This is a genomic window from uncultured Gilvimarinus sp. (assembly GCF_963975215.1).
Lineage (GTDB): Bacteria > Pseudomonadota > Gammaproteobacteria > Pseudomonadales > Cellvibrionaceae > Gilvimarinus.
Window position 1 is genome coordinate 1 of record NZ_CAXBFW010000051.1, and the last position, 4,952, is coordinate 4,952.

The window sequence follows — 4,952 nt, forward strand, 5'->3', positions numbered from 1 at the left end:
TGCAGCCGATGCCCCTCAGGGCCCCATTGGCGGCGCGCCTATCGCCTGTACCGAGGAGATCCGTTACGGTTTAAACATTGATCTGTGGGTGGATGATGAAAGCATCGATGCATGCGCCACCCAGGTGGTCGCCACCGATGGTGATTACTCGGAGGTGCTGCAGCCAAAAACTGGCCACTACGGGCCGGGCGGCTGCTATTTTTACGGCGCTCCTGAGCGGGCCGGTACTTATTCCGTTACCGCCACGCTTGACGGGTTTGTCACCCAGACCCAGACGGGCGTTGTCGTCTCGCAAGATGTCTGCCATGTGCAGCCACGCTGGCTGTGGTTTAATTGGCCGATGGGCAACGAGCCATAGTTTTACATCCAAAGGTTAAAAAATACCGCTCGCTATTTGCCCGCTCGCCAACGGTTTTTGGCTTTATCGATTTTGTGATGAAGTGTTGGCGAGTTTTTCTCGCCTATGGTGTGTTTCGGTGGCAGGGGGGCTGCCCGCCGGGGCGCACAGAGACTTTTGAAACTTGAGTCGTTAGCCTTCTTGCCTGTCGAATTTTGATCGTGTTGGTCGACTACCTCTTGTAGCTAATATTAGGGGGACTAAAAGATGAGATTTCTGTGCCTTGCCTTCGGGGATAAAGACGGCTGGATTTCGCTAAGCGATGATGAAAAAACAGATGTTTTAGCCCAGGATTCTGTCATCACGGGCGGCGGTGCGACTGTGGTTGCGGTTCGCCCCGAGGTAACCTCGGTACGCAACTGGGGTAAGCATCTAGAAGTTAGCGACGGGCCGCATCAGGCTGGTTTACCGCTAGCGGGTTTTTATATTATCGAGGCAGAAAGTGCTGCAGCGGTGGTCGAGCGGGTGGCGAATACGCCCTGCGCGCGGGCGAGAGGCGTCATTGAGATTCACCCGTTTTAGCCTGCAGTATTTAACCCATCACACATTCAGCCAAATTTGCCCCACAACAACGAGTAACACAATCAGTGCCCAACCACTGTAAAGCAATACTTTGGTGGGTAACTGCTCTGCTTTGTTTAATCTAAACCCGATAAGAATCAGCGAGGATACGCCCGCTTGCATCGCCATTAGGCCAAGCCCTTTGCGGACACTGGTGACGGTTGGCTCCATGCCAGCCAGTAGGGCGATGATGCCGACAATGGCAAAGGTGAATAAAAACCAGCTAAAGATTTTTAAGTAATGCAGCACGTGTGCCTCGCTATCGTCGGGGGTGGCAGGGTAAGCCTGCGCTCGAACGGTAGGTTAACGCAGTGGCGCCGTGAGTGACAAGTGACGTTGTCTGGGCGAAGCGATCGTTGATTGAGGGCAGACAACGACCGCTTACTTTGCGCTACGATTACAAACTTTATTGATTCATATGGGCGCGATACTCGCTCTGCCTCTCGATCATCCAGCCGGGGTACTCGGCGGGTAAGTGGCTGACGTTATCCAGCGCGGTGAGCTCGTCATCGCTTAGGCGGATACGCGCCGCTTGAATATTATCTTGTAGTTGCTCTGGCCGTTTGGCGCCGACAATAACGCTGGTGACGGCGCGTTGGTGAAGCAGCCACGCCAGGGCTATTTGGGCGACGCTAACGGATTTGCCGTCGAGCTCTTTGCCCGCGGCGATCTCGCGCATGGTGGTAATCACCTGGCTGCCGCGCTCGCGGTTAACCGGCGGAAAATCAAATTGGGTACGGCGGTTTTCCTCCGAGGCGTCTGGCCCTTCGTATTTACCCGATAAATAACCCCCCGCCAGCGGACTCCAAACCATTAAACCGATGTCTTCCGATTGCAGCATGGGGATAACCTCGCGCTCTAAATCGCGCCCCACAAGGGTGTAATAAGCCTGTAGCGACACGATAGGGCAAAGGCGGCGCGCCTCGGCAATGCCTACGGCTTTAACCACCTGCCAGGCGGCCCAGTTGGACAGGCCGATATGATGCACATGGCCGTGCTGCACCAGCGTATTGAGCGCCTCAAGGGTTTCTTTTATCGGAGTGGCGGGATCAAAGCCGTGAATTTGGTACAAATCGATGTAGTCTGTTTGCAGCCGCTTTAGGCTGGCTTTGCACTGGGTGAGAATGTGCCCGCGAGAAGCGCCGCGATGGTTGGGGCCTTCGCCCATGGGGCCCAGCACTTTGGTGGCCAGTACGATGTCTTCGCGCGGCACGTTAAGGCTTTTTAGCGCCTGGCCGAGTATAGTCTCGCTGTTGCCACCGCTATACACATTGGCCGTGTCGATAAAGTTAATGCCGTTCTCCAGTGCCAGTGCAACTAGCTCGTCGGCATCGCGTTGCTGCAACTTGCCAATTTTGCCCCACATGTCATCGCCGCCACCAAATGTCATAGTGCCCAGACACAGCTCGGAGACAAACAGGCCCGAGTGGCCGAGGGTGTGCATCGCCAGTGACGGATTTTGAGAGGGAGTTGTCATACATGTAACCTCGCGGTATCGGTGAATGCTGCGCGCTGGCAGCGTTGGGCTCATACTAAAACCCGACGGCCATAAGCGGTGTGCAGAAACTCTCGCATTCATGCACAATTCTATCAAGTCGTGTTTAAAGACAGCTCGCGTCACATAAGTAAGAGTATGCTGTGTGACGCTAAACTTGTTTTATAAAACTGAGTAGTCACAAATCTAGAGCCGAAGTAATGACAGTGAATGAGCTAACCTCGCCTGTATCTGGCGACTATGCGGTGTTTGTCAAATTGCGCTCACTGGTTGAGCAGCAGTGGCTTAGCGGTGGCCATGAGTGCGCTATTGACGGGCTGCGCCTGACTCGCGCGACAGAGCCCAGCGGTACGATTCGCGCAGTGTATCAAACCTCTTTTTGCCTGGTGCTGCAGGGCAGTAAGCGCAGTGCCATAGGCGATACTGCGCTGGAGTATCGCGCGGGGCAGTGCTTGGTGGCCTCGGTGAATGTGCCGGTTAACTCGCGTATCACCGAGGCGAGCCGGGATCGGCCCTACCTGGCATTGAGCTTGTCGGTTGACCCCGCCATGGTGTCGGAATTGTTGCTGGCACACCCGGAGGTGACCGATCGACGTGTAAGGCACAGAGCCTTGGTTAAAGGCGACGCTCCGCCGGATGTGCTCGATCCTCTCACGCGCCTTCTTGAGCTTTGCCAGCAGCCTGACAACCAAGCCGTGCTGGAGCCTTTGATTCGCCGTGAGATTTGCTGGCGGCTGTTGCGCTCGCCTATGGGCACAGCATTGCAACAGGCCGGTTTGTATGACAGTGAGACGGCCCGCATTGGTCGCGTAACGGCCTGGATGCGCGCCCATTACCCCCAGGCGTTTAAAGTCGCCGATCTGGCGCAAATGGCCTCTATGAGCCCCGCATCGTTTTATCGTCATTTTAAGGCTATTACCCAAATGACGCCGGTGCAGTTTCAAAAGCAGGTTCGCCTGCAGGAGGCAAGGCGACTGCTGCTGCACGAGCACGATGTTGCTGGGGTGGGCTATCAGGTGGGTTACGAAAGCCCCTCGCAGTTTAGCCGCGACTACCGCAAGTTGTTTGGTGCCCCGCCGGGCAAAGATGCTGCGGTTATGCGCTCGAGCGTGGCGATTGAAAGTACCGCCTGACGGGCTTTGGCAGCCGCCAGTGCGGTACGGCGTATATATTGGTGATGTCTGAGCCTGACTAATTTTTTAAGCGCGCAATAAAAACTGAGAGTGGAGATGAGTATGCAATACCCCATTAGCGGATCGTGTCAGTGCGGCGGTGTAACCTATCAACTGCTATCCGAGCCCATGATGGTGGTGGCGTGTCACTGCAAAGAGTGTCAAAAGCTTTCGACCAGTGCGTTTAGCATTACCGCGATGGTCGCGCGGGACTCGGTTAAATTTAACGGTAAAATGACCGAGTGGCGCCGAAGCGCCGCTAGTGGCAATATTAACGGCGCTATGTTTTGTCCTACATGCGGTAATCGTATTTACCATTTTAATCCGCAAGAGCCTGATAAAATTAAACTCAAGCCCGCAAATTTGTCCGATACCGGCATGATTAAACCGACGGCCCATGTGTGGGTAAGCGAGAAACAAGATTGGTATGATATTCCCGAAGGCGTCGCGGTATACGATAAGCAGCCTTAGCCCCCCGGTTAGCATTAAATAACGAGTAACTATGATTAAATTTTTCGTATGGTTATTGGCCATGATGGTTCTGCCGGTGTTTGGCCAAACGTCCGTGCCGGCACAAAAGCCACTTGAAATTCGCCCACTAACGCCGGGCGTTTATCTGCACACCTCTTTCAAACACATTGAAGGTTATGGTCTGGTGGATTCCAACGGGCTTATCGTTATCGATGGCCAACGTGCTTATTTGATCGACACGCCCTGGTCCGAGGCCGACACCCGGCAGCTTTTATCCTGGCTTGCCGATAAAAACTACAAGCTGGTGGCCAGCGTTTCGACGCACTCCCACGAGGATCGCACCGCTGGTATTAAATTGCTGAATGAACTGTCGGTGCCCACTTATACGTCGCAGTTAACCCAGACGCTGCTTGCGCGCGATGGCCGACCGTTACCCAGCCAGACATTTGCGGGCGATGAGTTTACGCTGGGGGATGGGCTTATTGAGTTTTATTATCCGGGGGCGGGGCACACCGAGGACAATATCGTTGCCTGGCTGCCCAATAGCAACCTGTTGTTTGGTGGCTGCCTGGTAAGAGCCCACGAATGGGAAGGGCTGGGTTACGTGGGCGAGGCCTCTATCCATACCTGGGCCAATTCGATTCGTGCCATTAAAGCCAAACAGTACCCGATTGAGGTGCTTGTTCCGGGCCACGGAGCGGTAGGCGATGCCGGGATCCTCGATCACACCATTAAACTTGCCGAGGCTGCCGCGCGCCCTTAGCTGTACCAAACACGCTGCAGCTTGCCTCTACGTAACTCAACGAGACCGTAGAAATACGTTTTTCACAAGCAACTCTACAGCCGTCTTCTTTGA

Annotated in this window: 6 protein-coding genes and 1 pseudogene; 5 read left to right on the forward strand and 2 right to left on the reverse strand. The window is 54.7% G+C overall.

Features of this window, described 5'->3' with window-relative positions; genetic code table 11:
- Both AAC019_RS16970 and AAC019_RS16975 read left to right on the forward strand, forming a co-directional pair.
- A partial coding sequence (locus tag AAC019_RS16970; protein WP_339900500.1) for a hypothetical protein occupies positions 1-358 on the forward strand: 358 nt, incomplete at its 5' end.
- A 246-nt stretch (positions 359-604) separates the two neighbouring features.
- The gene (locus AAC019_RS16975; protein WP_339900502.1) at positions 605-919 is read left to right on the forward strand and encodes a YciI family protein; all 315 of its coding nucleotides are present in this window, start codon (positions 605-607) and stop codon (positions 917-919) included.
- 18 nt (positions 920-937) lie between these two features.
- Here the strand turns inward: AAC019_RS16975 and AAC019_RS16980 are convergent, their stop codons facing one another.
- Entirely contained in the window at positions 938-1,207 is a 270-nt protein-coding gene (locus tag AAC019_RS16980; RefSeq protein ID WP_339900504.1) for a hypothetical protein, read from the reverse strand.
- 157 nt (positions 1,208-1,364) lie between these two features.
- Complete coding sequence (locus AAC019_RS16985) at positions 1,365-2,435, reverse strand: aldo/keto reductase (protein WP_339900505.1); 1,071 nt, start codon at positions 2,433-2,435, stop codon at positions 1,365-1,367.
- A 218-nt stretch (positions 2,436-2,653) separates the two neighbouring features.
- Between AAC019_RS16985 and AAC019_RS16990 the strand changes: the two genes are divergently transcribed.
- The 3 genes and pseudogenes from AAC019_RS16990 to bla form a co-directional block, all read left to right on the forward strand.
- Positions 2,654-3,586: an AraC family transcriptional regulator gene (locus AAC019_RS16990; RefSeq protein ID WP_339900506.1), complete on the forward strand. Its 933-nt coding sequence runs from the start codon at positions 2,654-2,656 to the stop codon at positions 3,584-3,586.
- 102 nt (positions 3,587-3,688) lie between these two features.
- Positions 3,689-4,096, forward strand: coding sequence for a GFA family protein (locus tag AAC019_RS16995; RefSeq protein WP_339900508.1), 408 nt, complete (start codon positions 3,689-3,691; stop codon positions 4,094-4,096).
- A gap of 106 nt (positions 4,097-4,202) precedes the next feature.
- Positions 4,203-4,859: pseudogene (gene bla / locus AAC019_RS17000) on the forward strand (subclass B1 metallo-beta-lactamase); the annotation flags it as partial.
- Positions 4,860-4,952: the final 93 nt, after the last annotated feature.

Bases quoted from the DNA above. Each gene is read 5' to 3' on its own strand.
- AAC019_RS16975 (WP_339900502.1), top strand. From the start codon at position 605: ATGAGATTTCTGTGCCTTGCCTTCGGGGATAAAGACGGCTGGATTTCG.
- AAC019_RS16995 (WP_339900508.1), top strand. From the start codon at position 3,689: ATGCAATACCCCATTAGCGGATCGTGTCAGTGCGGCGGTGTAACCTAT.
- AAC019_RS16985 (WP_339900505.1), bottom strand. From the start codon at position 2,435: ATGACAACTCCCTCTCAAAATCCGTCACTGGCGATGCACACCCTCGGC.
- AAC019_RS16990 (WP_339900506.1), top strand. From the start codon at position 2,654: ATGACAGTGAATGAGCTAACCTCGCCTGTATCTGGCGACTATGCGGTG.